We start from the raw sequence: 22,451 nt of genomic DNA, 5'->3' as shown, positions 1-22,451 counted from the left end.
GCAGGCGCCGACTCACTTCTCGGTCAGGTTCCGTACGGCCTGCGCCGGATCGTCCGGCTGGGCGGCAAGGCGCAGCTGTTCCGCATCCGCCGTCTCGCGCGGCGCCAGCGGTTCGTACAGCCGCACCGGCTGGGCACGACCGACAACGCGCACGACATCGACCCGTCGCGCGACGATGGCATCGCCTGCCGCCGCCATCGTGTCCTCGCTCACCAGGATCGAGGTGCCATAAGCCTTGTTGGCGCCTTCCAGCCGCGAGGCCAGATTCACCGCATCGCCCATCGCCGTGTAGTTGAAGCGGCGCGGCGAGCCGATATTGCCGATCAGGACACGGCCGGTATTCAGCCCGATTCGGGTTTTCATGGCATGGCCGGCAACGGAGAAGCGCTGCGGATCGCCGCGCAGGGCGGCCTGCATTTTCAGGGCAGCGCGCATGGCCCGCTCGGCATGCCGGCTGTCCTCCACCGGGGCGCCGAAGACGGCGACGATGGCATCGCCGATGTATTTGTCGACGAAGCCGCCATGATCCTCGATGATTCCGGTCATGGTACTGAAATAGGTGTTCAGTCCCTGCACCAGCGTGGCGGGAGCGCAGGCTTCCGAAATCGCGGTGAAACCGGCGATGTCGCTGAACAGCACCGTGACATCGCGTTCCTCGCCGCCCAGTTCCGGCATGCGGCCGCCCGCCACCATACGCTCGACCACCACGGGCGGCAGATAGAGCGAGAACAGCCGGGCGATCAGGCGCCGGTCGCGATCGGCCACGGCAAAGCGATAAGCGACCGTGGCCGCCGCCGTCGCCACCATCGCCGCCACGAAACTGAGCCAGGGTGCCACGCTGCCGCCCTGCAGCAGCGCTGCGGCAACAGGCGGCAGCAGCAGCAGGCCGGCGACGATGCCGGCCAGACCGAAAGCCAGCGGCAGATGGAAAGCGGCCAGCGCGCTCAGCAGCGCCAGCACAATGGCCGCCGCAATATTGGCCGGCGGCGGCCAGTCGCGCAGCGCCGTGCCGTCCAGGAGATTGTCGATCGCGGCGGCGTGGATATAGACGCCGGCAATGCTGTCGCGCGCGGCGCTGGCCAGTTCCATCACCGGATGCACGCAGCGCGGCGGCGCCCTGGCGCCGTCGACGGCAGGAACCAGCCGGCGGCTGGTCAGGCGACGGTCCTCGACATCCAGCACCGTGGCGAAGATCACCGTGCGGCCGGCGAAATGTGTACGGAAATAGTCGGTATTGCCGGCCTGGGCACAGGCATGAAGGTCGGCCAGCGAATAGGTCGGGATCGCGCCCGGCGCAGTATTGAAATTGAGCTGCAGATTACCCGCCGCATCGAGCGGCGGTGCTGCCCTGGCGCCGGCCCGCTGCGCCAGTTCGGCGGCGAAACCTGCCTCGCGGCTGTCGTCTGCCGCGGCAAACGACAGCGGCACACGGCGGATCACGCCATCGATATCCTCAAAAACATTGAGCGGGCGGATATTGGCCGCGCCGCCGACGGCAATCTGCTGCGCCGCATGCGGCAGGATCGGATAGGCCGAATGCTGCACCTTGCCGAGCACCAGTTTGTCGGCGCGGGCGGCATTGCGCAGGGCGATCAGGAAGTCGCGCTCGAAGCCGCGCTGGATACTGTCCAGCGAGGTGGAATAGACGACGTCGAAGCCGATCACCCGCGCCTCGCCGGCGACCGCGGCCAGCACCGGAGCCAGCAGCGGCGGCCAGGCCGCCTGCGGCGCCTGGTTGAAGGGCGGGCGACGATAGGTTTCCTCATCGATCGCCACCACCGCGACATGACTGGACGGTGCCGGCGCGGCGAACAGCAGATGGCGCAGCGGCATCAGCAGATCGAGCGAGGGACCGCGCAGCCATGCCGCCGCCGGACCGCTGGCGAAACCGGCGGCGGCAGCCAGGGCGATCGCAGCGACAACCGCGAGATCGCGGAGTTTCGCCGGGGTCATTGCCTGGGTCATTGCCGCCTAGAAACGCACCAGACGCAGCAGCAGCGGGCCGGAGCCTTCGCCGGCATCCAGCGAAATGTGGAAGACGGCGGTTCTGCCGTTCAGCTCGACGCGGTAATAGCCGCCGGCATCCAGTTTCTTGCCGGTCTTGCCGTAATCGAACAACTTGCCGCTGACCTGGAAGACCTGCACGGTCTCGGCGACATCAAGCCGCTCGATGGTGAGCTGGCCCGGCTGCGCCACGGCGAAGACCGGCGCGGTATACATCAGCACGGCGCTGGGCTGCGGAATCTCCGCCTTTTTGCGGCCGCTGCCCGGCTGGCCGCGAAACACCATGGCGGCGCTCTTGCCGGCCTGGCCCTGCGCCAGCTGGTTGGCGGCGGCGCATTTGAGCTGTTCCTGCTGCAGCCTGGCGCCAGTCACCCTGGAGCCGCTTTCGCCGATGGTGACGCTGCCGGCTCCGGTGATGGTTTCGCGCATGCAGGATTGCATATAGCCGAGCACCAGCCTGGCGCCGGCCGGCAGGGCGATGGTTTTGCCCGGTTCAAGGAAATCGAAGACCTCGACGCCGGCAACCTTGCCGGCCAGATCCTCGACCACGGCGGCCTGCCTGCTGCCCTGCGCCTGTACGGCCCCGGCGGCCAGCACCGTGACCGCGACCAGCAGCATGACTCTCAACGCGTGATTCATAATACCCCCCTTGCCGCCCCCGCGGCAGTCTAGCATGGCGCGGCGTCGGCAACAGGGCCCGTCACGGACCCTGCCGCCTTGCCGGACGCAAGCGATTCTGGCCCGGCCGCAGGGTGCCGGCTGTGACGGTGGCTGCAACCCCGGTGTGACGGCCGCCGCAATCCGGTGCGGGTTGCAGGGGCAGTCCCCAAAGAAAAACCCCGGCGGATCGCTCCGCCGGGGTTCGTGTCGTCCCGAAAACGAGGGGCGGCTTACTCGCCGGCCTCGTCGTCCTTCTTCTTGCGCATGGCGGCACCGAGAATGTCGCCGAGCGACGCGCCACTGTCGGTGGAACCGAACTGTTCCATCGCCTTGCGGTCCTCTTCCATTTCCAGCGCCTTGACCGACAGGGTCAGCTTGCGCGCCTTGCCGTCGATGGTAACGATCTTGGCGTCCAGCTTGTCGCCGACCGAGAAGCGGTCGGGGCGCTGTTCGTCGCGATCGCGGCTCAGCTCGGTGCGGCGGATATAGCCCTGCACACCGTCGCCGACGGCGATGGTGATGCCCTTCGGATCGACCGCGGTCACCGTGCAGGTGACGACGCTGCCCTTCTTCAGGTCACCGAGCGACTGGAACGGATCGTTCGCCAGCTGCTTGATGCCGAGGCTGATACGCTCCTTCTCGACGTCGATGTCGAGAACCTGCGCCTGCACCACCTGGCCCTTGGTGTATTCGGTGATGGCCTGCTCGCCCGGCTTGTTCCAGTCGAGATCCGACAGATGGACCATGCCGTCGACGCCGCCATCGAGACCGATGAACAGACCGAATTCGGTGATGTTCTTGATCTCGCCTTCGATGTTCGAACCGACCGGATGCTTCTCGGCGAAGGCATCCCACGGATTCGACATGCACTGCTTCAGGCCGAGGCTGATGCGGCGCTTGGCCGGATCGACTTCCAGCACCATCACTTCGACTTCCTGCGAGGTCGAAACGATCTTGCCCGGATGGACGTTCTTCTTGGTCCAGCTCATTTCGGAGACGTGGACGAGGCCTTCCACACCCGGCTCCAGCTCCACGAAGGCGCCGTAGTCGGTGATGTTGGTGACGCGACCCATGAAGCGGGCGGTGACCGGATACTTGGACTTCACGCCCTCCCACGGATCGGCTTCCAGCTGCTTCATGCCGAGGCTGATGCGCTGGGTTTCCGGGTTCACGCGGATGACCTGCACCTTGACGGTCTGGCCGATCGAGAGCACTTCCGACGGATGGTTCACGCGACGCCAGGCGATGTCGGTGACATGCAGCAGGCCGTCGACGCCGCCGAGATCAACGAACGCACCGTAATCGGTGATGTTCTTGACCACGCCGTCGAGGATCTGGCCTTCCTTGAGGTTGGACACCAGTTCGCTGCGGGCTTCGGCGCGGCTCTCTTCGAGCACGGCGCGACGCGAGACAACGATGTTGCCGCGGCGACGGTCCATCTTCAGGATCTGGAAGGCGGTCGGCTGGCCCATGAGGGGACCGATGTCGCGCACCGGACGCACATCGACCTGGCTGCCCGGCAGGAAGGCAACGGCACCCGACAGGTCGACGGTGAAACCGCCCTTGACCTTGCCGAAGATCACGCCTTCGACGCGCTGGTTGGCGTTGAAGCTCTGCTCCAGCTTTTCCCAGGCCTCTTCGCGGCGGGCCTTGTCGCGGCTGATGACCGCTTCGCCCATCGCGTTTTCGATGCGGTCGAGGAAGACCTCGACAACGTCACCGACCTTGATCTCGGCCGCACGGCCGGGACCAGCGAATTCCTTGACCGGCACGCGGCCTTCGCACTTCAGGCCCACATCGATGAGGGCGAAGTCATTCTCGATCGCCACGACGATGCCCTTGACGACCGAGCCTTCCATGGCGGAAGACGAGGTGAAGGACTCTTCGAGCAGGGCGGCAAAATTCTCGTTGTCCGCGGAATACTCTTCCGCAGCCTTAACGGCAGGGCGCTTGGCCATATAGTCTCCTAGAAACCCCGGGGTTGGTGGCCTGCCGGCGCGCTTCAGAAGCGGCCGAGGGGTATGCAGGCATCCGGCGCGACGCAAACGACCGGAGGGTGGGTTGAAAAGCCTGAAACCGGCGTCAGGGTTTCAGGGTGTTGGCGACGATTTCCACAGCCGCAGCAACGGCGGCTTCTATAGCCAAATCCGAGGTATCCAGCAAGTGGGCATCGTCGGCGGCCCTGAGCGGGGCGGCGCTGCGCGCCCTGTCCTGCTCGTCGCGCCGGCGCAGATCGGCCAGCACGCGCTCGAAGGTTACGGTTTCGCCCTTGTCGATCAGTTCCTTATACCGCCGCTCGGCCCGCACCTCGTCGCGCGCGGTAACGAACAGCTTCACCGCCGCATCGGGGCAGACCACCGTGCCGATATCGCGGCCGTCCAGCACCGCGCCGGGCTTACCTCCCGGGGGCAGGGCGGCAAACCGGCGCTGGTAGTCCAGCAGGGCGGCCCGCACACCGGGAATGGCGGCGACCTTCGAAGCCGCCAGCCCGACCGCCTCGCTGCGCAGGTCTTTCGCGGCCAGATCGGATTCTTCCAGCGATTCCGCCATCTTGGCGGCAAAATCCGGATCGGCCGGATCACCGCCGGCGCGCAGCACCTTGGCCCCCACGGCGCGATAGAGCGAACCGGTATCGAGATAGGCATAGCCGTATTTGTCGGCCAGCCGGCGGGCCAGGGTGCCCTTGCCGGCGGCCACCGGGCCGTCGACGGCGATCACGACAGAAGAGGAAGGAAATGTCATGGGGCCTTGGTAAACCGCCCGAACCGCCGGAAACAAGGGCCAGAACCGGGCCCGGCACCGCCAGTCAGGGCCGGAAGGAGGCCAACGGGAGCCAATCCGGGCCAACGCGAGCCAATCCGGGCCAATTTCGGCCAGTCCGAACCGATCTGCACGATGTCCAGCACCGGGTCCAGCACCGGGTCGCCGGCGACAAGCCGGTTTAACCGACTGGCCGGAGTTTTATGGATCAAACGGAACAATATGGGAACAATGCACCCGGTTTCAAGCCCGGTGCCGCTTCCCCCGGCCAGCCACCGCTTTTGCGTCTCCTGGCGCCGTCGGCCCCCCCGCCCCGGCCGCCGGCACGGTGAAATTCATCTCCGACGCCACCTGCTGCAGGGTCTTGAGGAATTCCTGGGCCAGGCGCGACAGCGGCCGGTCGCGGGCCTGCAGGACACGCGCCACGCTTTCGACATCGGGCCGCAAGGGGCGGATCACCAGATCCTGGCCCTGCACACCGCCGAAGGCGAAGCCATCCAGCAGGGCGATGCCGGCGCCGGCGCGCACCAGCGCCAGCGCGGTGGCCGATTGCGACACCTCGACGGCGATGCGCAGCGGCACATTGGCATCGGCGAACAGCCGGCTGGTCTGGTTGCCGAGCGGCAGATGACGGCTCAGGCAGATCAGCGGCGTATCGGCGAGATCGGCCGGATGCAGCGAGGACTTTTTCGCCAGCGCATGCCGGCGCGGCAGCACGCAACCGAGCCTGGTGGCGCAGAGATCGCTGACGCTCACGCCGGCACTCGCAATCGGCCCGATGATGACGCCGAGATCGGCGCGATAATCGGCCACGCGGTTGGCGATCTCATGCGCGGTCAGCGCCTGGATCACCACGGAGACATCGGGCCGCGCCGCGCGAAACCGCTGCACGGCCCTGGGCAGCAGGGCATTGGCCAGCGCCGGAATCACCGCCAGCGTCAGCGTGCCGGACTGCCCGGTGCGCAACCCGCCGGCGAGCCGCTGCGCCGCGTCGATGGCGGCAAAGGCCGCAATGGTTTCGGGGAACAGCGCATGCGCCTCCGCCGTCGGCACCAGGCGTTTCTTCTGCCGCACGAACAGCGCGAAGCCGAGCCGCTGTTCGGCATGCTGCAGCAGGCGGCTGACCGCCGGCTGCGAGATGTTCAGCGCCGCGGCGGCGGCGGTGACGCTGCCCAGTTCCATGACACGGCGAAACACATCCATCTCGCGCAGGCTCAGCAGCATGATTCATAAGTCCAGAACATGATCTCAGGTCAAATCGGCATTTGAATATATGACCCCGGCCACGACAATACGAGCCAGATAAAAGCAGGTCCGGGAGGACGCAGTGAAGGTTGTCGAGATTCGCGGCTATCAGCTCGGCTTTTCGCCCACGCCGCCGATCGGCAATGCCCGCACCTTCATCCGCCGCCGCGATTTCCTGCTGCTGCAGGTGATCACCGATTCCGGCCTCAGCGGCTGGGGCGAGGTATTCGCATCGCCGCATGCGGCCGGCGCGCTGGTCCAGGCGCGACTGGCCGGCATGGTGCTGGGGGAATCGCCGCTGCACTACGGCCGGCTGTGGGACCGCATGATGGCCGGCATCGGCTATGACCGGCGCGGCGTCGCCATGATGGCAATCTCGGCGCTCGACATGGCCCTGCACGATATCGCCGCCAAAGCGCAGCAGACCAGCGTGGCCGCCATGCTGGGCGGGCGGTTGCGCGATCAGGTCTTTGCCTATGCCAGCGGGCCGTTCATTGCCGAGGGCAGCGATCCCTACGGGCAGTATCTGAAGGAGACCGACGCCTATCTGAAACGCGGCTTCCGCGCCATCAAACCGCGCGCCGGTTTCGATCCGCGCGCCGATGGCGTGATGGCCAGCAGCCTGCGCCGGCATGTCGGCCCCGATATCGGCCTGATGGTCGATATCAACCAGGGTTACACGGCGCGCGCCGCCATCGAGTCTGCGCGCCGCATGCAGGATGCCGAGCTGCTGTGGATCGAGGAACCGGTGCTGCCCGAGGATATCGCCGGCACTGCGGCGGTGGCCGCCGCCGTGCCCACCGCGATTTCCGGCGGCGAGGCGCTGGGCAGCCTGGCCGCCTTCCGCGATTTCCTGGTCGCCGGCACTTTCTCGATTCTGCAGCCCGACCTGACCGTTTGTGGCGGCTATAGCGGTTTCCAGCGCGTCGCGGCGCTGGCGGCGGCCTGGGACCTGCCGGTGATGCCGCATGTGTTCGGCACCATCGTCAACCAGCGCGCGGCCCTGCAGATGGCGGCCCTGCTGCCGGCGCGGCGCGGCGGCGGGCCGGCGCCCTATCCCTATATGGAAATCGATGCCACGCCCAATCCGCTGCTGACCGTGGCCGGCGAAATGACCTTAGACAGCGACGGCATGATGGCCGTGCCGGAGGCACCGGGCACCGGGCTGGATCTCGACCCCGAACGCCTGGCGCCCTGGCTGACGGCGACATGGCGCTGCGCGCCGTAACCGCATACCCATAAAAACCGGAGGAACCCGCTATGACCAAGATAACCCGCCGCACCGTCGTTACCGCGTTGGCCGCGCTCGGCGGCGCCGCACTGGCGCCGCGTCTGGCCTTTGCCGCAACCTGGCCGGAGCGGCCGGTGACCATCGTGGTGCCCTTCCCCGCCGGCGGCAGCAACGATGTGCTGGCGCGACTGTTCGCGCAGAGCTTCAGCCAGAGTTTCGGCAAGCCCTTCGTGGTGGAGAACCGCGCCGGCGCCAATGGCAATATCGGCGCCAATGCGGTGGCACGCGCCGCGCCGGATGGCTACACGCTGCTGCTGTCAGGCAACGGGCAGAATGCGATGAACCACGCGCTGTACAGCCAGATGACCTACGATTCGCGCAAGGACTTCGTGCATATCGGCCAGATGGGCTCGGTGCCCAATGCCCTGCTGGTCTCGGCCGATTTCCCGGCCCAGACTTTCAAGGACTTCATCGCGCTGGTGAAGTCCAAGCCCGACCAGATCGCCTGCGCCAGCCCCGGCAGCGGCTCGTCGGGCCATCTGGCGATGGCGATGCTGCAGCACACGGCCGGCATCAAGCTGCAGCATGTGCCCTATCGCGGCGCCGCACCGGCGATCACCGATGTGATCGGCGGACAGGTCAATGCGGTGATGATCAATGTCGATATCGCCCTGCCGCATGTGCGCAGCGGCAAGCTGAAGGTGCTGGCGGTGACCAGCCCGGCGCGCAATCCGCTGTATCCCGATGCGCCGACCGTGGCGGAATCCGGTTTTCCCGGTTTCTCCGCGATCGGCTGGATGGGCCTGTCGGCGCCGGCCAGGACGCCGGCCGAAATCGTCATGCAGATCAACAAGGCGATGAACGCGACGCTTGGCGAAGCGCCGATCCGGGAACGCTATGCCGCCGGCGGCTATATCCCGGGCGGCGGCACACCGGATGCCTATGCCGGCTTCATCGCGGCCGAGATCGACAAATGGGCCAGGGTGGTGAAGGAAACCGGCGCCTCGATCGAATAACGACGGTCAGGCCTCCGCCGGTTTCGCGCCGGGGCGATCGCCGGCCAGGATATCGGCGAAGCGGTGATTGACGTCGCGGTGCTTGGCCTCGTCGGCACGGGTGACCAGCACGACGTCGCGCAACGTGGCTTCGGCCGGCAGTTTCCAGTAGTCGATGGCGATCTGCGGCGCCGGGATATTGGGATGCCGGCCGGCGTCGATCTCCTCCAGATAATGCGTGTAGCTGACCACGGCTTCCTCTTCCAGATAGCCGACCACGCGATGTGCGGTTTTCGGCGCCAGCAGATACAGCACGAAGAAGCTGTTGAAAAACGCGCCCTGCACCAGCAGCACCAGCAGGCGTTCCAGCGCATTGGGCTTGGCGATGGTGGCGAAGACCATCAGATGCATGCGCTCGTTCTCGGCCTCTTCCAGCAGGGTATGAATCCAGCCGCGGTCGTCGCTCATGCGGCGCAGGCTTTTCAGGTGCACCAGCATGCCGCCGACCATGCCGGGCACCGCGGCGACGGTTTCAAGCACCACGGCGCGGTGGCCGTAGCGTCTGGCGAAGAATGTGTCGGCGAAAAAGCGCAGCGTCTTCACCACGATCAGCGCGATACGGTCGGACGGATTCTGCGGGACATGATGCGGCTGGGCTTGGCTGCGGTCGGGCATGGCGGCTCCTGTTGCTCGGGCGTTGTGACATCAACGTTCCGTATCGGGATTTATCCCGGGATTTCTGCGATCCGGCCTCGCAAAAAACGCCCCTCGATGTCATCCCGCATTGTCATGGGGCAATTTATTTTTCGCCCGCTGTGTCGGCCTGGGCCATAGTTCGGCGTCCTTGTACCGATTCAGGAACCGAACCGATGCTGTATGCCATTCTCTGCTACAACGACGAAGCCGCCGTCGAAGCCTGGCCCAAAGCCAAGGACGACGCCGTGATCGCCAGGCGCCGCGTCGTCACCGACAAGCTGGCCGAACAGGGCCGGCTCGGCCCGGTGCTGCGACTGATGAACACCACAGCCGCCACCACTGTGCGCTATGGCGCCGAACCCGTGGTGATGGACGGGCCGTTCGCCGAAACCAAGGAACAGCTGCTCGGTTTGTATGTGATCGACGTCGCCTCGCTGGAGGACGCCATCGAGGTTGCGCGCGGCATGGCTGGCCGCGACGGCGATGGCGGCAGCGGTGCTTTTGAAATCCGGCCGCTGCGTGCCTTCATCCCCGATACCGTGCAACGGGAGACCATGATTTCGTGACCGACCTGACCTGGATCGATACGGCGCTCAAATCCGCCCGCCCGCAGGCGGTGGCGGCCTTGCTGCGCTTTTTCCGCGGCGATCTCGACCGCGCCGAGGAAGCTTTCCAGGAAGCCTGCCTGCGCGCCCTGCAGAGCTGGCCGGAAAAAGGCCCGCCGCGCGATGCGGCCGCCTGGCTGATTTTCGTCGGGCGCAATTCCGGCGTCGATGAGGGGCGGCGCAGCCGGAAGCATGTGGCGCTGCCCGAGGAAGACATCCTCACCGACGGCGAGGATGTGCAGGACGACATGGCCGAACGGCTGGATGGCGCGCAGTATCGCGACGATATCCTGCGCCTCCTGTTCATCTGCTGCCATCCGGATTTGCCGAATACACAGCAGATCGCGCTGGCCTTGCGCATCGTATCGGGACTGACCGTGGCAGAGATCGCCAGCGCCTTCCTGGTCAGCGAGAGCGCCATGGAACAGCGCATCACCCGCGCCAAGCGGCGCATTGCCGAGGCCGGCACGGAATTCGCCACGCCGGGTGCGGTGGAACGCGCCGGGCGGCTGGGTGTGGTGGCCGCCATGCTCTACCTGCTGTTCAATGAGGGGTATTCGGCCAGCGGCGGCGAGGCGCATATCCGCAAGCCGCTCTGCGACGAAGCCATCCGGCTTTCCCGCCTGCTGCTGCGGCTGTTCCCCTCCGAAACCGAGATCATGGGACTGACGGCCCTGATGCTGCTGCAGCATGCCCGCGCCGACACGCGGCTGGATGGCGAGGGCCAGATCGTACTGCTGGAAGACCAGGACCGCGGCCGCTGGGATATCGGCATGATCACCGAAGGCCTTGCCCTGCTCGACAAGGCAATGCGTCACGCGAAGCCGGGGCCGATGCTGGTGCAGGCTGCCATCGCGGCCTTGCATGCGCAGGCAGCCAAGGCGGCAGACACCGACTGGGTACAGATCGAGCGGCTGTATGCGACGCTGGAGAAGATACAGCCTTCGCCCGTGATCACGCTGAACCGCGCGGTGGCGGTGCTGAAAGCCTCCGGGCCCGAGGCGGCCCTGGAGATGATCGCGCCGCTGGCCCCGGCGCTCGCCAACTACTTCTATTTCTACGGCGTGCAGGGCGCCCTGCTGCAGGAACTCGGCCGCGACGAGGAAGCCCGCATCGCCTTCGACCGGGCGATTGCCCTGGCACGCACCCCGGCCGAGGCCGCCCATATCCGCCAGCATCTGGATCGCCTGGGCCAGAAAATCGCCTGAAAGAATGTCCGGAAAAATTTCCGGCGCGCTGTCGGATCGCCCGTCCCGTCACCGTCCTTGCGGTATCAACCCCCGAAAGGACCAACAGGATGAACGCCATGAGCAACAAAACCCAGACGCCGTCCCGCGAACTGTCGCTGACCCGCGACATCGATGCGCCGCCCGCCCTGGTCTACCGGGCCTGGACCGAGCATCTGACCGAATGGTTCGCGCCCAGGCCGCTGACCACCACCGCCATCGAGATCGACTTCCGCGCCGGCGGCCGTTTCCAGGCTGTGATGAAAGACCCCGCCACAGCAGAGGGGGGCAGCCCGGAATATCCGCTCGACGGCGTCTTCCTCGAAGTGGTGCCGAACCAGCGCATCGTCTCGACCGATGCCTTCCGGCCGGGCTGGCAGCCGAGCGAAAAGGCCTTCATGGTGGCGATCACCACCTTCGATGACTTGGGCAACGGCAGGACGCGCTACACCGCCCGGGCACTGCACTGGTCGGACGAGGACATGCAGGCCCATGAACAGATGGGCTTCCACGAAGGCTGGGGCCAGGTCGCCGACCAGCTGATCGAGGTGGTCGCGCGGCTGAAGGCCGGCGGCAGGTAAACGAAGACCCGGACTCGGGCTACGCAGAGACGCTTCGGCGAATTCCCCTCAAGGGGCGCCGGAGCGCTTTTCATTTGCCCGCCTGGCGATGACCGGTTAGGCCATGCTGCATGGAATGGGCATGGATACCGATCACCATCTGGGCTGCCGCCTGCCAGACCGTGCGCACCGGCCTGCAGAAACAGCTGAAGGGCCGGCTCAGCACCAACGGCGCCAGCTTCGTGCGCTTTGCCTATGGCCTGCCGCTCGCCATCGTCTATCTCGCCGCCTGCCTGTATTTCACCGGCAAACCACTGCCCGGCACACATCTGGAGTTTTACGCCTGGACCGCGCTGGGCGGCGTGGCGCAGATCCTCGCCACCAATCTGCTGATTCTCGCGCTGTCGATGCGCAATTTCGTCGTGGCGACCGCCTATTCCAAGACCGAGGCGCTGCAGGCCGCCGCCTTCGGCATGCTGATCCTGGCCGAGCCGGTGAGTCTCTATGGCGTCGCCGCCATCGTGATCGGCACCATCGGCGTGCTGCTGATCTCGCTGAAGGGCAGCGACAACGCCATCCGCGCCTTCCTGTTCGGCTGGATGGAAAAGTCGGCGCTGATCGGCATCGGCTCGGGCGCGCTGTTCGCCGTCTCGGCCATCGGCTTCCGCGCCGCCTCGCTGTCGCTCAACGAAGCGTTCCTGCCGCTGGCCGCAGCGACGACCCTTGTGCATGCCATCGTGCTTCAGATCGGGCTCATGCTGGCCTATCTGCTCTGGCGCGAGCCGGGCGAGCTGAAGCGCGTGGTGCAGGCCTGGCGACCCGGCCTGGTGGTGGGCATGGCTTCGGCAGCGGGTTCGGCCGGCTGGTTCACCGCCATGGCGCTGCAGGTGGCGGCCTATGTGCGCATGCTGGGCATGACCGAAATGGTCTTCACTTTCCTGATGTCCTATCTGGTGTTCCGCGAAAAGCCGTCGCGCAGCGAAATCATCGGCGTGATCGTGCTGGTCGGCGGCATCCTGCTCGGCCTGGCCGTGCGCAAGTAAGCGTGAGCGAAAATAAGGGCTTGCCCGGCGCGCCCGTCTTTCCCAGATTAGGGGCATGAGCGAGATCGTCACTGACAATATCGAACGCAGCCAGTATGAACTGCCCGTCGCAGGCCAGACCGTGTTCGCGCGCTACCGCCGTAAAGATGGCATCGTGTCCATCCTGCATGTCGAGGCGCCGGTTGCCTTGCGCGGCAGCGGCGCCGCCGGGCGGCTGATGCAGGGCATCGTCGAACTGGCGCGCACGCAGAATGAAAAGCTGGTGCCGCTGTGCAGCTATGCTGCCGCCTGGCTGCGGCGCCATCCGGAAAGCGCCGACCTGCTGGCATAAATGCAAACGGGCGGCAGGTTGCCCCGCCGCCCGCCGGTTGCCGGCTGGCTGCCGGATTACGTGACCGCCAGCTTGATCACGAACAGGATCGCCAGCACACCCATGATCGGATGCACGTCCTTGACGCGGCCCGACAGCAGCTTGGCCACCACATAGGCGATGAAGCCGAGCGCGATGCCGGTGGCGATCGAGAAGGTCAGCGGCATGGCGATCATGGTGACGACGGCCGGGGCATATTCGGTGACGTCTTCCCAGTCGATCTTCACGATGCTGCCGGCCATCACGCAGGCGACGAAGAACAGCGCCGGCGCGGTGGCGAAGCCCGGGATGCTGGTGGCCAGCGGCGCCAGGAAGACCGAGACCAGGAACAGCACGGCCACCACCACGGCGGTCAGGCCGGTGCGGCCGCCGGCGCGGATGCCGGCGGCGGATTCGATGTAGCTGGTGACGGTGGAGGTGCCGAGCGCGGCGCCGACCATGCAGGCGATCGAATCCGAGATGAAGGCCGGGCCGATGCGCTTGAGCCGGCCGTGGCTGTCCATCATGCCGGCACGCGGCGCAATCGAGATCAGCGTGCCGGTATTGTCGAACAGATCGACCATGAAGAAGGCGAAGACGATGGAGACCAGGCCGACCGACAGCGCGCCCATGATATCCATCTGCAGGAAGGTGGGCGCCAGACTCGGCGGTGCCGAGACGATGCCGTTGAACTTCGACAGGCCCATGCCGATGCCGACCACGGTGATCGCCAGAATGGCGATCATGATGGCGCCCGGAATCTTGCGGTAGTCCAGCGCGATGATCAGCACGAAGCCGAGGCAGGCCAGCAGCGCGGTGGGCGCGCCGATCTTGCCGAGCGTGACGATGGTGGCCGGATGCGCCACCACGATGCCGGCATTTTCCAGCGCGATGATGGCGAGGAACAGGCCGATGCCGGCACCGATCGCCATCTTCTGCGACATCGGAATGGCGTTGACGATCTTTTCCCGGATCGGCAGCACGCTGATGATCAGGAACAGCACGCCGGACAGGAAGACGGCGCCGAGCGCCACCTGCCAGGTGTGGCCCATGCCGAGCACCACGCCATAGGAGAAATAGGCATTGAGGCCCATGCCCGGCGCGAGCGCGACCGGATACTTGGCCCACAGGCCCATCAGGGCGCTGGCGAAGGCGGCGCCCACGCAGGTGGCGACGAAGGCCGCGCCCTGGTCCACCCCGGCCTTGGACATGATCATCGGGTTGACGAAGATGATGTAGGCCATGGTGAGGAAGGTGGTGAGGCCGGCAAGCAGCTCGACCTTCACGGTGGTGCCGTGTTCGGACAGTTTGAAATAGCGCTCAAGCATGGATGTTGCTCCCCGCAATGCACGGCAGTGCGTGCCCCCCGGCACGACCTCACCACCGAATCATGGTTTCGACTTTAGTATGAAACCGGGGCGCGAAACACAGATTCCTTGCGACTCGACAGCGCCTTACGGGCGCGGTGCCAGACTCTGTTCGACCCAGCGCTGCAGCTGCGGCAGCGGCATGGCCCCGGCGATGCGGGCGATTTCCCGTCCGCCGCGGAACAGCGCCAGCGTCGGGATCGAGCGGATCTGGAAGCGCGCCGCCAGCCCCTGCTCCGCTTCGGTGTCGAGCTTGCCGACCCTGACATGCGGTTCGAAAGCCGCCGCGGCCTGGTCGATCACCGGCGCCATCATGCGGCAGGGACCACACCAGGCGGCCCAGAAATCCACCAGCAGCGGCAGATCGGCCGCCCCGGCATGGCGCTCGAAATTCGCCGCCGTGAGCGTCACCGGCCGGCCGCTGAACAGCGGCTGGCCGCATTTGCCGCATTTGCCGCCGTCGGCGCGCCGTTCCGGCACCAGCCGGTTCACCGTGGCGCAGTGCGGGCAGGGGATAAGAACCTGATCGGTCATGATAACTCCTTCGCTGCGGGCCATGGGCCAGCCGCTCGCCGTTTCCACACATGTATTAGCGATTCCTAAAATAACAAGACCACCGGCACAGCCCGCCGCGAATCCGCTATCGCCGGGCCGGGTTCTGTGGAATCTTACCGGCAGGGTTAAACGCTGTTCCGTCCGTCTGAGACCGGCAGCAGAACCGGTCCCATCCGCCGCCAGGCTTGCTGCATTCCCGTGCCGCAACAGAGGAGACCGACCATGCCCAACACCTCTAAAACCTCGCCCAGGGTTTCCGGACCGCGGGTCGCTGCCATCGTCGGTCCCTACACGGCCGGCAAGACCACCCTGCTGGAATCCCTGCTGTTCGTGGCCGGCGCCATCCCGCGCAAGGGCTCGGTTGCCGCCGGCACATCGGTCGGCGATGCGGCGCCCGAGGCGCGCAGCCGGCAGATGACCATCGAGCCCAATCTGGCGCATTGCCGCTTTCTCGATGAACCCTGGATTTTTCTCGATTGCCCCGGTTCGGTGGAGCTGGCGCAGGAGAGTCTGAACGCGCTGATGGTGGCCGATATCGCCGTCGTGGTGGCCGAGCCCGATCCGGCGCGCGCCGTCACGCTGGCGCCGCTGCTGCGCTTCCTGGACGAACGCCGCATCCCGCATGTGCTGTTCGTCAACAAGCTGGACAAGACCAGCATCCGCATGCGCGACCTGCTGGCCGCCCTGCAGCAGGTGTCATCCAAGCCGCTGGTGCTGCGTGAGGTGCCGATCCGCGACGGCGATGCGGCGATCACCGGCTATGTCGACCTGGTTTCCGAACGCGCCTACCGCTGGCGCGACAACACCACATCCGACCTGATCGAGATGCCCGACAGCGTGCGGCCGCGCGAGAGCGAGGCACGGCAACAGTTGCTTGAAACCATCGCTGATTTCGACGACGCGCTGCTGGAACAATTGCTGGAAGACCGCGTTCCGGCGCCGCAGGATATCTACAGCCGGCTGAGCAAGGACCTGGCCGAGGACCTGATCGTGCCGGTCTTTTTCGGTTCGGCCGAGCATGGCAACGGCGTGCTGCGGCTGTGGAAGGCGCTGCGCCACGAGGCGCCGCATCACGACGAGACGATGACGCGGCTGGATGTCGATGCCGACAGCGAAGCGCTCGGCGCCACCGTGTTCAAGACGCTGTACCAGGCGCATACCGGCAAACTGAGCCTGGCGCGGCTGTGGCGCGGCAGCATTGCCGAGAATGCGCAGCTCGGCGGCAAACGGCTCGGCGGGCTGTATCGCCTCATGGGCGGGCATGCCGAAAAGGCGGCGCTGGCCGGGCCGGGCGAGATCGTCGGCCTGAGCCGCCTGGACGAGATCGCCACCGGCCAGCAGCTGAATGGCGATGGTGCCGGCCGGCCGATTGCCGACTGGCCGGTGCCGGCGCCGCCGGTGCATGCCGTGTCGCTGCATCCGGCCGACCGCAAGGACGAAGTGAAGCTGACCACCGCCCTGCACAAGCTGCAGGAGGAAGATCCCAGCCTGGTCGTCGAGCAGGGCGGCGGCGAACTGCGGCTGAAGGGCCAGGGCGAGATCCACCTCAAGCTCAGCATCGACAAGCTGCAGAACCGCTTCAATGTCGGCGTGCACAGCAGCGCACCGATGACGGCCTATAAGGAGACCATCCGCCACGGCGCCTACCAGCATGCCCGTTTCAAACGGCAGTCCGGCGGTCATGGCCAGTTCGCCGATATCAAGGTGGAGATCGCGCCGCAGCCGCGCGGCGCCGGTTACCACTTCGTCAACCGCGTGGTCGGCGGCGCGATTCCGAAAAACTTCATTCCGGCGGTGGATGAAGGGATTCAGGAATCGCTTGTCCGTGGCCCGCTCGGCTTCCCGGTGGTGGATGTCAGCGTGACGCTGACCGACGGGCAGTATCACTCGGTCGATTCCTCCGACCAGGCCTTCCGCACCTGCGGCGGACTGGCGATGAGCGAGGGGCTGAGCAAATGCGCGCCGGTGCTGCTGGAACCGATCCAGGCCGTCACCTTCACGGTGCCGACCGAATATACCGCGAAGGTGCATGCCATCGTGTCGTCGCGGCGGGGCCAGATCCTCGGCATCAGCGCGCGCGCCGACTGGCCGGGCTGGGACGAGATCGACTGCTACCTGCCCGAGGCCGAAATGCACGACCTGGCCGTCGAGCTGCGGTCGATGACGCTGGGGGTCGGCGGTTTCAGCGCGAAATTCGACCATCTGCAGGAACTGGCCGGCAAGCTGGCCGACCGCGTGGTGGAGGATCGCCGGCGCGCCGCGCAGGCAGCCTAGGCCGCCGTCGAACGAATGGCCGCGGCAAGTGTCTTGAGCGACTGCCGGGCCGCGGGGTCCGAGAGGCTCGCATAGAGCACAAGATCGCGCGGCGGCAGTGCCGGCAGGCCCAGAGCAGGCCCGATATCGATCGCGCCCGGCGGAGCGACGCGCCGGCCCAGCACGGCGACGGCGAGCCCGGCCGAGACTGCGGCCGCGATGGTACCGACCCCGCCGCCGACGAAGACCTCGGTCCAGGGAATCCCGGCAGCATCAAGCGCCGTCACGCCCATGCTGCGCATGCCGCAAGTCGCCGATTGCGCGGCGAGCGGCAGCGGATCGCCTGGGCGATGCGCGAAATCGCGCCCGGCCATCCAGCCGAAGGACTCGGCGAGCAGCACCTCGCCGCCGCGTCGCCCCGCGTCATGCCCCTGCACGATCACGGCATCGAACGCGCCATCGTCGAAGGCGGCGAGCAAGTCGCGCGAGCTGCCGACATGCATCTCCAGCACGAGGCCGGGTTCGGCGCGCTTCACGCGCTGCAGCAGCAGCGGCAGTTCGGCGCCGACCGCGTGGTCGCTGATGCCGACGACGAGCCGCCGCCGCTCGATCGCAAACGCATCCAGCGCGTTGCCATGGGCGGCGATCAGCAGGCGCGCCCGGTCGAGGAAGAGCTGGCCGGCGGCGGTCAGGCGGACCCGCCGGGGCGTCCGCTCAAACAGGCGCCGGCCGAGCTCGTCCTCGAGGCGCTTGATCCTGAGACTCACGGCAGACTGCGTCGCGTCCATCGCCTCGGCCGCGCGGGTGAAGCTGGCCAGATCGGCGACCAGGACGAAGGCCTGGACAGTTTCGATATCGAGCGCCTTCATGCTGGCCAATCATTGTAAATGGAAATCATTGAAATATGATTCCATATGATTTTTTAATGGTCAATGCCGCGCTACCCTCCCGGTCATTGGTTCAATCAGGAGGATCACCTCATGCCACTCACCCGTGTCTCGCTGCGCCGGGGCAAGCCCGCCGCCTACCGCCAGGCCATTCTCGACGGCCTCTACGCCGCGATGCGCGAGACCTTCACTGTGCCGGACGACGATTACTTCATGCTGGTGACCGAGCATGACGCGGCCGATTTCTGGTGCAGTCCCACCTATCTCGGCGTCGCGCGCAGCGACGATCTCGTCGTCATCCAGCTGACCGTCAGCAACACGCGCAGCAGCGCGCAGAAAAAGGCGCTGTATCGCCGCATCACCGAAAAGCTCACCGTCAATCCCGGCCTGCGCCCGGAGGACGTCTTCATCAACCTGGTCGAGACGCTGCCCGAGAACTGGTCGATGGGTCACGGCCTCGCGCAGTACGCCACCGACGCGGCGGCATAAGCGCGCGGGCCGCCTAGTCCGAATCCGCCAGCACTTTGGTGATGCCTGGCACGAAGCTGGCGGCATAGGTGTAGGTCGGTGCGTCGCCGTCGCCGTCACCGGTTTCGAAGACCTGCGTGGCGACGAACATGTTCACCGTGCTGCCGTCGGTGGTGAGCGGGCAGGTCAGCCGGCGCGTCAGCCCGACGCGGCCGCTGGGCGCGCGATAGCGTGTCTCGGAATAGACCGGCAGGCGCGCCGCCACCGTCTGGCGGTACAGGCCGTTGATGTAGTCGACATAGTCGCGGTTGTTATTGAGCTCTTCGATATAGTGGCCGCTGAGATCAAGCCCGGCATGCTCAACCAGCCCGGTGCCGACCAGGCGGAAGCGGAACCGCGTGCCGCCATGGGTGGCGTCCACCAGCGCCACATAGGGCAGCAGATCGGCGCCGAGCGCGACCGGATCGATGGCAGTGCGCGGCGGCAGCAGACCCGGCGCCAGCCGGGCCGAGCGCCAGACTTCGAGCAGATGCACGATGCGGCGGTCCTGCAGCCATGGCCGGGAGAGCGCCGCATCGTTCATGGCATCAGGCCGGCACGATTGCGGCGGCTGCCGGCATCAGGCCGGCACCGTGGCCTTGAAGGACGGCCGCGCGAACATGCGGTCGGCGAAGGCGGCCGCCTTCGGATACTGCTTGCGCCATTCGATGCCGGCATAGCGGAAATCCATATAGCCGAGCGCGCAGGCCAGCGTGACGGTGCCGATATCGACACGCTCGCCCAGGCTGTCGGCCAGCGTCTCGATGTCGGCCAGCGCGCCATGCACCTTTTTCATCTGACCCTCGGCCCAGGCCGGCCAGCGCTTGTCTTCCGGACGCAGGAAACCTTCGTAACGTGCCAGCAGGGCGGCATCGAGCAGACCGTCGCCGAGCGCCTGCTGGCGCAGGGCGGTCCAGCGCGCCGCGCCGGCGGCGGGAAAGAATTTCGCCCTGTCATGCAGGGTGTCGAGATATTCGCAGATCACCCGGCTGTCGAAGAGATGCAGGCCGTCATCGGTGACCAGCGTCGGCACCTTGGCGACCGGATTGGCCCTGGCGACCTCGGCATTCTGGTCGATCGGCGTGGTCGGGCTCGGCAGCCGCTCGATCCGAGCATCGAGGCCGGTTTCCAATGCGAGGACGGTGACCTTGCGGACATACGGCGAGGTCGGCGAGAAATAGAGTTTCATCGGACGGTCTTCCCCAGACGGTGTTGCTTGTTGATTCGCATACAGCCTAGCCGTGGTGCGGCGGGCGCGCCATGCGGACAATCACGACAATCCCGTGAAGCGGGCGCCGGTCCGGGCCGGGTGCAAAAAAAACGCCGGCTAGCGGGAAGTGCCCGCAGCCGGCGTGAAGTGTCCGTCTCGCCACCCGGGGCCGAACCTGAGTCCAGCAGCCGGGGTACTCGCAGCCCGATGCGCCTCGGCACCGGATGCTTGTCCTTACGAAGCAGATTTCATGCCAGCCGTTTCAGGGGGATTCCGGGCGGTTTGGACGGGAAAATCCGCCTCTCTGCCCAAGAGGCGGGCGACGGCACCGGCCGCTGCCCAGCAGCGAGGCAGGCATAAACTGGGCCGTGGCCGGATCAGCGGCGCCGCAGGCCGCCCGGCCTAGGCTGCCCAAGCTAGGCTGCCCAAGCTAGGCTGCAACGGCGCGGCGATAGGCGCGCCAGTCGCCATAGGCCGAAATATCTTCGGCATCGCCGACGGCGATGGCCTCGCAGAGGAATCCCTTCACGCTGCTGCCATCCTCCAGGGTGACGCTGCCGATGCCGAGCGGGCCCGGGATCGCCGCCGTCATCACGCCGAAACCGGCCGGCGGCAGGGACCAGAGCTCGCAGCCGATGGCAACGCCGGCGCCGGCGCCGATCCGCACCAGGCCGGGGCGCAGCATGTTTTTCTCGCGCAGGCGATAGAGCCGGTAATCCGGCGCGGTGCGGCAGGGCCCGATCAGTCGCCCGCCGAGCGCCAGCAGCTGCGGATTGAGCGGCTCGCCCGACATATGCGCACCGAAGACCGCAACCGTGATCCAGGGCCAGGACGGCGCCGCCGCGGCCGGTTTCGCCGCCGGCTGCGCAAAACCGGTGGCGCCGAGCGTCAGCCCGCTCTGCTGGTGGAAGGCATGTCCGATGGCAGCAAGAACACTTTCATGAAAACGCGGCGCGATCAGGGTGATACCGGCCGGCAGCCCGTTGGGCTGGAAACCGTTCGGCACCGCCAATGCTGCGAGATCGAAGTAGTTCACGAAATTGGTGTAGGTGCCGAGATTGCTGTTGAGCGCAATCGGATCGGCCGCAACCTCGTCGATGCGGTAGATCGTGCCGCTGGTCGGCACCACCATGCAGTCGAGATCATCCCAGACTTTGGCGGTCTGCTGGCGCAGGGCCTGCAGGCGATACTGCATGCGATACACATCGGCGCCGCTGGCCCCCAGTCCCTTCTCCACGATGGCGCGCGTCACCGGATGCATGGCTCCGGCATGGCCGGCCATGAAGTCGGCCGTGGCCGCCGTGCGTTCCGCCGTGCCGGCCGGCTGGTAGAGGAAACCGGCGGCCTCGGCAAAGGGCGCGTAATCGATCTCGACCGACGTGCCGCCCATGGCCTGCAGCTTTGCAATGGCGGCATCGAACAGCTTCTCGGCTTCCGCATTGCCGAAGAACTTGCGCTGCGCTTTTTGCGGCAGGCCGAAGCGGAAGGCCGACGGTTTTGCCGGCACCACGCTGCGCCAGCCGGCGGGCGCGGCGCGGCTGTAGCCATCGCCGGTGTCGAGCCCGGCGGCGGCCTCCAGCACCGCCATGCTGTCGGGCACGGTGAGCGCGAAGACCGAAATGCAGTCGATGCTGCGGCAGGCCGGCACCATGCCGCTGCCGCTGAGCAGGCCGACGCTGGGCTTCAGGCCCACGATATTGTTGAAGCCGGCCGGCACGCGACCCGAGCCGGCGGTATCGGTGCCGAGCGCAAAGCTGACCAGGCCACTGGAGACCGCCACGGCCGAGCCGGAGCTGGAGCCGCCCGGGATATAGGCGGCATCGAAGGGATTGCGCGCCACGCCATAGGGCGAGCGCACGCCGACCAGGCCGGTGGCGAACTGATCCAGATTGGTCTTGCCGATCAGGATGGCGCCAGCCGCCAGCAGCTTCTGCACGGCAAAGGCCGTCTGCGTCGGCAGATAAGAGAAAGCCGGGCAGGCCGCCGTCGTCGGCAAACCGGCGACATCGATATTGTCCTTCACCGCAAAGGGCACGCCCCACAGCGGCAGCGCATCGCTGACGCCATCGCGCTCCAGCTCGGCGGCACGCTGCAAGGCCGCGTCGCGCGGGTTGAGCACGATCCACACGCCGTCCTCGCCACTGGCGGCGATGGCATCGTAGATCGCGGCGATCACGGCGGAGGGTTTGCGCCGGCCGTGGCGATAGGCCTCGCCCAGCGTGGTCAGATCGAGCGGGCCAATGGCGGCAGCCTGGACGGCAACGGAGGCAACAGTCATGCGTCATATCCTTGTGCCCG

21 protein-coding genes are annotated in these 22,451 nt (G+C 66.7%); 9 read left to right on the top strand and 12 right to left on the bottom strand.

Features of this window, described 5'->3' with window-relative positions; genetic code table 11:
• Nucleotides 1–12 precede the first annotated feature (12 nt).
• The 5 genes from OJJ21_RS01735 to OJJ21_RS01715 all read right to left on the bottom strand — a co-directional run bounded on the left by OJJ21_RS01735 (nucleotide 13) and on the right by OJJ21_RS01715 (nucleotide 6,648).
• Nucleotides 13–1,965 carry an adenylate/guanylate cyclase domain-containing protein gene (locus OJJ21_RS01735; RefSeq protein ID WP_297682653.1) on the bottom strand — a complete coding sequence of 651 codons (1,953 nt, stop codon included), beginning with the start codon at nucleotides 1,963–1,965 and terminating at the stop codon, nucleotides 13–15.
• A gap of 6 nt (nucleotides 1,966–1,971) precedes the next feature.
• Nucleotides 1,972–2,643: a hypothetical protein gene (locus tag OJJ21_RS01730; protein ID WP_297682652.1), complete on the bottom strand. Its 672-nt coding sequence runs from the start codon at nucleotides 2,641–2,643 to the stop codon at nucleotides 1,972–1,974.
• Between the two features lie 251 nt (nucleotides 2,644–2,894).
• Nucleotides 2,895–4,622, bottom strand: a complete 1,728-nt coding sequence (gene rpsA, locus OJJ21_RS01725; protein WP_297682651.1) for a 30S ribosomal protein S1 — start codon at nucleotides 4,620–4,622, stop codon at nucleotides 2,895–2,897.
• A 124-nt stretch (nucleotides 4,623–4,746) separates the two neighbouring features.
• Nucleotides 4,747–5,406, bottom strand: coding sequence for a (d)CMP kinase (gene cmk, locus OJJ21_RS01720; RefSeq protein WP_297682650.1), 660 nt, complete (start codon nucleotides 5,404–5,406; stop codon nucleotides 4,747–4,749).
• A gap of 261 nt (nucleotides 5,407–5,667) precedes the next feature.
• Nucleotides 5,668–6,648, bottom strand: a complete 981-nt coding sequence (locus tag OJJ21_RS01715) for a LysR substrate-binding domain-containing protein (protein WP_297682649.1) — start codon at nucleotides 6,646–6,648, stop codon at nucleotides 5,668–5,670.
• A 103-nt stretch (nucleotides 6,649–6,751) separates the two neighbouring features.
• On the opposite strand from OJJ21_RS01715, the gene OJJ21_RS01710 reads away from it, so the two are divergent.
• Together OJJ21_RS01710 and OJJ21_RS01705 are read left to right on the top strand one after the other, a co-directional pair.
• Nucleotides 6,752–7,897, top strand: coding sequence for a mandelate racemase/muconate lactonizing enzyme family protein (locus OJJ21_RS01710; protein ID WP_297682648.1), 1,146 nt, complete (start codon nucleotides 6,752–6,754; stop codon nucleotides 7,895–7,897).
• A 32-nt stretch (nucleotides 7,898–7,929) separates the two neighbouring features.
• A complete protein-coding gene (locus OJJ21_RS01705) occupies nucleotides 7,930–8,916 on the top strand; it encodes a tripartite tricarboxylate transporter substrate binding protein (protein WP_297682647.1) in 987 nt (328 codons plus the stop codon).
• Between the two features lie 6 nt (nucleotides 8,917–8,922).
• Here the strand turns inward: OJJ21_RS01705 and OJJ21_RS01700 are convergent, their stop codons facing one another.
• Nucleotides 8,923–9,570: an alternative oxidase gene (locus tag OJJ21_RS01700; protein ID WP_297682646.1), complete on the bottom strand. Its 648-nt coding sequence runs from the start codon at nucleotides 9,568–9,570 to the stop codon at nucleotides 8,923–8,925.
• 194 nt (nucleotides 9,571–9,764) lie between these two features.
• Between OJJ21_RS01700 and OJJ21_RS01695 the strand changes: the two genes are divergently transcribed.
• From OJJ21_RS01695 to OJJ21_RS01675, 5 genes are all read left to right on the top strand, one after another.
• Nucleotides 9,765–10,157: a YciI family protein gene (locus tag OJJ21_RS01695; RefSeq protein WP_297682645.1), complete on the top strand. Its 393-nt coding sequence runs from the start codon at nucleotides 9,765–9,767 to the stop codon at nucleotides 10,155–10,157.
• Nucleotides 10,154–11,404 (top strand): RNA polymerase sigma factor, encoded by a 1,251-nt coding sequence (locus OJJ21_RS01690; RefSeq protein ID WP_297682644.1) that lies wholly within the window; start codon nucleotides 10,154–10,156, stop codon nucleotides 11,402–11,404. Before OJJ21_RS01695 ends, OJJ21_RS01690 begins: the two co-directional genes overlap by 4 nt.
• 98 nt (nucleotides 11,405–11,502) lie before the next feature.
• On the top strand, nucleotides 11,503–12,003 hold the full coding sequence (locus OJJ21_RS01685) for an SRPBCC family protein (RefSeq protein WP_297682643.1): 501 nt from the start codon (nucleotides 11,503–11,505) through the stop codon (nucleotides 12,001–12,003).
• A 110-nt stretch (nucleotides 12,004–12,113) separates the two neighbouring features.
• Nucleotides 12,114–13,025 carry a DMT family transporter gene (locus OJJ21_RS01680; protein ID WP_297682642.1) on the top strand — a complete coding sequence of 304 codons (912 nt, stop codon included), beginning with the start codon at nucleotides 12,114–12,116 and terminating at the stop codon, nucleotides 13,023–13,025.
• A gap of 55 nt (nucleotides 13,026–13,080) precedes the next feature.
• Nucleotides 13,081–13,356: a GNAT family N-acetyltransferase gene (locus tag OJJ21_RS01675; RefSeq protein WP_297682641.1), complete on the top strand. Its 276-nt coding sequence runs from the start codon at nucleotides 13,081–13,083 to the stop codon at nucleotides 13,354–13,356.
• Nucleotides 13,357–13,412: 56 nt separating this feature from the next.
• On the opposite strand, the gene OJJ21_RS01670 is transcribed toward OJJ21_RS01675, so the two are convergent.
• Both OJJ21_RS01670 and trxC read right to left on the bottom strand, forming a co-directional pair.
• The gene (locus OJJ21_RS01670; RefSeq protein ID WP_297682640.1) at nucleotides 13,413–14,702 is read right to left on the bottom strand and encodes an NCS2 family permease; all 1,290 of its coding nucleotides are present in this window, start codon (nucleotides 14,700–14,702) and stop codon (nucleotides 13,413–13,415) included.
• A gap of 126 nt (nucleotides 14,703–14,828) precedes the next feature.
• Nucleotides 14,829–15,275 (bottom strand): thioredoxin TrxC, encoded by a 447-nt coding sequence (gene trxC / locus OJJ21_RS01665; protein WP_297682639.1) that lies wholly within the window; start codon nucleotides 15,273–15,275, stop codon nucleotides 14,829–14,831.
• Between the two features lie 243 nt (nucleotides 15,276–15,518).
• Here trxC and OJJ21_RS01660 point away from each other — a divergent pair, with 243 nt between their 5' ends.
• Complete coding sequence (locus OJJ21_RS01660) at nucleotides 15,519–17,570, top strand: elongation factor G (RefSeq protein ID WP_297682638.1); 2,052 nt, start codon at nucleotides 15,519–15,521, stop codon at nucleotides 17,568–17,570.
• Here OJJ21_RS01660 and OJJ21_RS01655 read toward each other — a convergent pair.
• Complete coding sequence (locus OJJ21_RS01655) at nucleotides 17,567–18,418, bottom strand: LysR family transcriptional regulator (RefSeq protein ID WP_297682637.1); 852 nt, start codon at nucleotides 18,416–18,418, stop codon at nucleotides 17,567–17,569. The two genes, OJJ21_RS01660 and OJJ21_RS01655, sit on opposite strands and share 4 nt — an antisense overlap.
• Before the next feature lie 111 nt (nucleotides 18,419–18,529).
• Here OJJ21_RS01655 and OJJ21_RS01650 point away from each other — a divergent pair, with 111 nt between their 5' ends.
• The gene (locus OJJ21_RS01650) at nucleotides 18,530–18,925 is read left to right on the top strand and encodes a tautomerase family protein (protein WP_297682636.1); all 396 of its coding nucleotides are present in this window, start codon (nucleotides 18,530–18,532) and stop codon (nucleotides 18,923–18,925) included.
• Nucleotides 18,926–18,938: 13 nt separating this feature from the next.
• On the opposite strand, the gene OJJ21_RS01645 is transcribed toward OJJ21_RS01650, so the two are convergent.
• The 3 genes from OJJ21_RS01645 to atzF all read right to left on the bottom strand — a co-directional run bounded on the left by OJJ21_RS01645 (nucleotide 18,939) and on the right by atzF (nucleotide 22,431).
• Nucleotides 18,939–19,487: a PAS domain-containing protein gene (locus tag OJJ21_RS01645; RefSeq protein ID WP_297682635.1), complete on the bottom strand. Its 549-nt coding sequence runs from the start codon at nucleotides 19,485–19,487 to the stop codon at nucleotides 18,939–18,941.
• Nucleotides 19,488–19,523: 36 nt separating this feature from the next.
• On the bottom strand, nucleotides 19,524–20,132 hold the full coding sequence (locus OJJ21_RS01640) for a glutathione S-transferase (protein WP_297682634.1): 609 nt from the start codon (nucleotides 20,130–20,132) through the stop codon (nucleotides 19,524–19,526).
• 451 nt (nucleotides 20,133–20,583) lie between these two features.
• On the bottom strand, nucleotides 20,584–22,431 hold the full coding sequence (atzF, locus tag OJJ21_RS01635) for an allophanate hydrolase (RefSeq protein WP_297682633.1): 1,848 nt from the start codon (nucleotides 22,429–22,431) through the stop codon (nucleotides 20,584–20,586).
• Nucleotides 22,432–22,451: the final 20 nt, after the last annotated feature.

The sequence above is a fragment of the Ferrovibrio sp. genome (assembly GCF_025869515.1).
In the GTDB taxonomy this organism is placed as follows: domain Bacteria; phylum Pseudomonadota; class Alphaproteobacteria; order Ferrovibrionales; family Ferrovibrionaceae; genus Ferrovibrio.
Note: the sequence above shows the minus strand (reverse complement) of the source record. Positions and strands in the feature narration are given on the sequence as shown.